The 3,295-nt window shown below is 68.3% G+C and carries 3 protein-coding genes and 1 pseudogene; all 4 read left to right on the top strand.

Going from position 1 to position 3,295, the window contains the following annotated elements; genetic code table 11:
• Window positions 1-1,230, top strand: a 1,230-nt coding sequence (locus DSP71_RS17510) for an ABC transporter permease (protein ID WP_147251354.1), incomplete at its 5' end; no start/stop codon positions are given.
• Window positions 1,230-2,513: an ABC transporter permease gene (locus DSP71_RS17515; protein WP_371861866.1), complete on the top strand. Its 1,284-nt coding sequence runs from the start codon at window positions 1,230-1,232 to the stop codon at window positions 2,511-2,513. The genes DSP71_RS17510 and DSP71_RS17515, both read left to right, overlap by 1 nt.
• A 27-nt stretch (window positions 2,514-2,540) precedes the next feature.
• Window positions 2,541-2,939, top strand: coding sequence for a cytidine deaminase (locus tag DSP71_RS17520; RefSeq protein ID WP_017828470.1), 399 nt, complete (start codon window positions 2,541-2,543; stop codon window positions 2,937-2,939).
• Window positions 2,936-3,295 (top strand): annotated as a pseudogene (locus tag DSP71_RS24200) (thymidine phosphorylase); the annotation flags it as partial. The gene DSP71_RS17520 and the pseudogene DSP71_RS24200, both read left to right, overlap by 4 nt.

Consider the following 3,295-nt stretch of genomic DNA (forward strand, 5'->3'; position numbering starts at 1 on the left):
CCCAGCGATGTCCCCCCGCCTCCGCGCGGAAACGTGATCCTCAAGGAGATCCTCCGGGGGAGTGCCGTCACGACGATCCTCGCGATCGTCCTGGCCCTCATCGTCGGCGGCATCCTGATCGCCCTGACGAACGAAGACGTGCAGGCGGCCTCCGTCTACTTCTTCGCGCAGCCCGGCGACACCTTCGTCGCCGCCTGGAACGCGGTGTACAACGGGTACGAGGCGCTGTTCCGCGGGGCGATCTTCAACGCCCGCGGAGCCGACTTCGCCGCGCAGATCCGTCCCCTGACGAACACGCTCGGCTTCGCGGCACCGCTCATCGCGGCCGGTCTCGGCGTCGCACTCGCGTTCCGCGTCGGTCTGTTCAACATCGGTGCCCGCGGCCAGATGCTCATCGGTGTCGCCGTCGCGGCCCTGCTGACGTTCTCGCTCGACCTGCCGATCTGGCTGCACATCCCGGTCACGCTCATCGCGGGAATCGCGGGCGGTGCACTCTGGGGTGCGATCGCGGGGCTCATCAAGGCGCGCACCGGTGCGCACGAGGTGATCCTCACCATCATGCTCAACTACATCGCCTACTACCTCCTGCTGTGGATGATCCGCACCCCCGGACTCCTCCAGAAGCCGGGGACCAACCAGGCCCTGGGTTCCGCGACTCCGGAGAGCGCGCAGTTCCCGACCCTGCTCGGTCCGCAGTTCCCGCTGCTCGACCTCGGTTTCGTGATCGTGATCGTCGCCACGCTGTTCGTGTGGTGGCTCATCGAGCGCTCGTCCCTCGGCATGCGCATGCGCGCAGTGGGTGAGAACCCGCATGCGGCTCGTGCGGCGGGCATCAGCGTGCAGCGCATCTACGTCTACGCGATGCTCTTCGCCGGCGGTCTGGCCGGCCTCGCCGGCATGAACCAGATCCAGGGCGCCGTCACCACGGGTGTGACGGAGACCATCGACGCCGGCATCGGCTTCGACGCGATCACGGTCGCGCTCCTCGGACGCAGCCGCGCCTGGGGCACGTTCGCGGCCGGCATCCTGTTCGGTGCGCTCAAGGCGGGTTCGTTCTCGATGCAGGCGCAGAACATCCCGGTCGACATCGTGCTCGTCGTGCAGTCGCTCGTGGTGCTCTTCATCGCCGCGCCGCCGCTGCTGCGCACGGTGTTCTTCCTCCCGAAGACCGACATCGAGAAGGCGGCGAGGCTCAGAGCCAAGGCCGCGAAGAAGGCGGTGGCGGCATGATGTCCCTCGTGCAGACCCAGGCCGCGGACGGCACAGTGCAGCTCGCGACCGTCAAGGAACGGCACCTCAAGGCGCCGATCGTGCTCGCCGGAGCCACCGTGCTCCTGGCGCTGCTGTTCCTGCTCGTGCCGCGCGACGGCATCAGCACGTTCCGGCTCTCCGACCAGTCGTCGGCACTCGCCCTGCCCGACGTCGCCCTGCCGACCGCCTCGACCTTCTGGGTCGTCTTCGGCATCCTGGTGGTCCTGACCGTCGGAGCGTTCCTCCGCGCCTGGACCTATCGCAAGCCGTCGCTGTGGCTCGTGGTGGCCTACGGCGTGCTCGCCGTGTTCGCCTTCCTGGTCTGGGCTGCGGCAGGCGGGCTCGTCCCCGTCACCAGCCTGCTGTTCGGCGCGGTGTCGCTCTCGGTGCCGCTGGTGTTCGGCGCGCTGGGTGGTGTCATCGGCGAGCGTGCCGGTGTGGTCAACGTCGCGATCGAGGGCCAGCTGCTGCTGGGCGCCTTCTCCGCCGCGCTGCTCTCCAGCATCACCGGCAACCCGTTCGTCGGCCTTGTCGGCGCGATGATCGGCGGCGTCCTCGTGGCGAGCGTCCTCGCCGCGTTCGCGATCAAGTACCTCGTCGAGCAGGTCATCGTCGGTGTCGTGCTCAACGTGCTCGTCACCGGCCTCACCGGGTTCCTCTACGGCGCCCTGCTGGCCCCGAACGAGGCGACGCTGAACGCCCCGGTGCGGTTCCCGCGCTTCGAGATCCCGCTGCTCAGCGACATCCCCATCATCGGCCCCGTGCTCTTCAACCAGACGTTCATCGGGTACCTGATGTTCATCACCGTCGCGGTGGTGGCATGGGGCCTGTACCGCACGCGCTGGGGTCTGCGGCTGCGTGCCGTCGGCGAGCACCCGCAGGCGGCCGACACGGTGGGCATCAAGGTCAACCCGACGCGATTCTGGAACGTGCTGCTGGCCGGCGCGATCGCGGGCATGGGTGGTGCGTACTTCACACTCGTCTCGGTACCGCAGTTCGGCAAGGACATGACGGCGGGGCTCGGCTTCATCGCCCTCGCCGCGGTGATCTTCGGTCGCTGGGATCCGATCCGTGCGACCCTCGCCGCCCTGCTGTTCGGCTTCGCCACCAACCTGCAGAACCTGCTGTCGATCCTGAAGACGCCGATCCCCGGCGAGTTCATGCTGATGCTGCCGTACGTCGTGACGCTGCTCGCGGTCGCCGGGTTCGCCGGCCAGATCAAGGCGCCTGCCGCCGACGGCAAGCCCTACATCAAGTCGTAGCCCTGCCGGGAAGAGAGAAGCATCGCAATGACGGACATCGACTGGGATGAACTGCGCCAGGTCGCGACCGACGCCATGACCAAGGCCTACGCGCCCTACTCGCGCTATCGCGTGGGGGCGGCGGCCCTCGTGGGCGACGGTCGGATCGTGGCCGGCTGCAACGTCGAGAACGCCTCGTACGGTGTGACGCTGTGCGCGGAGTGCGCTCTGGTGGGCGACCTGCACATGTCGGGCGGCGGCCAGCTCGTCGCCTTCGTGTGCGTGAACAACGAGGGGCAGACGATCATGCCGTGCGGGCGCTGCCGCCAGCTGCTGTTCGAGCATGCGATGCCCGGGATGCTGCTGGAGACCGTCTCCGGCATCCGCACGATCGACGAGGTGCTGCCCGATGCGTTCGGGCCGCGCGACCTGGAGGAAGCACGATGACCGCTGGACAGGCTCAGGGAGCCATCGAACCGTTCGATGCGATCGATGTGATCCGCGCCAAGCGCGACGGCGGTGCGGTGCCCGAGCCCGCGCTGCGCTGGATGGTCGACGCCTACACGCGGGGCTACGTGTCGGACGCGCAGATGGCATCGTTCGCGATGGCGATCTTCCAGCGCGGCATGGAGCGCGACGAGATCCGGGTGCTGACGGATGCGATGATCGCGTCGGGGGAGCGGATGAGCTTCGCCTCGCTCGGCAAGCGCACCGTCGACAAGCACTCCACCGGTGGTGTCGGTGACAAGATCACGCTGCCGCTCGCGCCTCTGGTGGCATCCTTCGGTGTGGCGGTGCCGCAG

Origin of the sequence: Microbacterium sp. H6 (assembly GCF_003314775.1) — a bacterium.
GTDB classification, from domain to species: Bacteria; Actinomycetota; Actinomycetes; order Actinomycetales; family Microbacteriaceae; genus Microbacterium; species Microbacterium oxydans.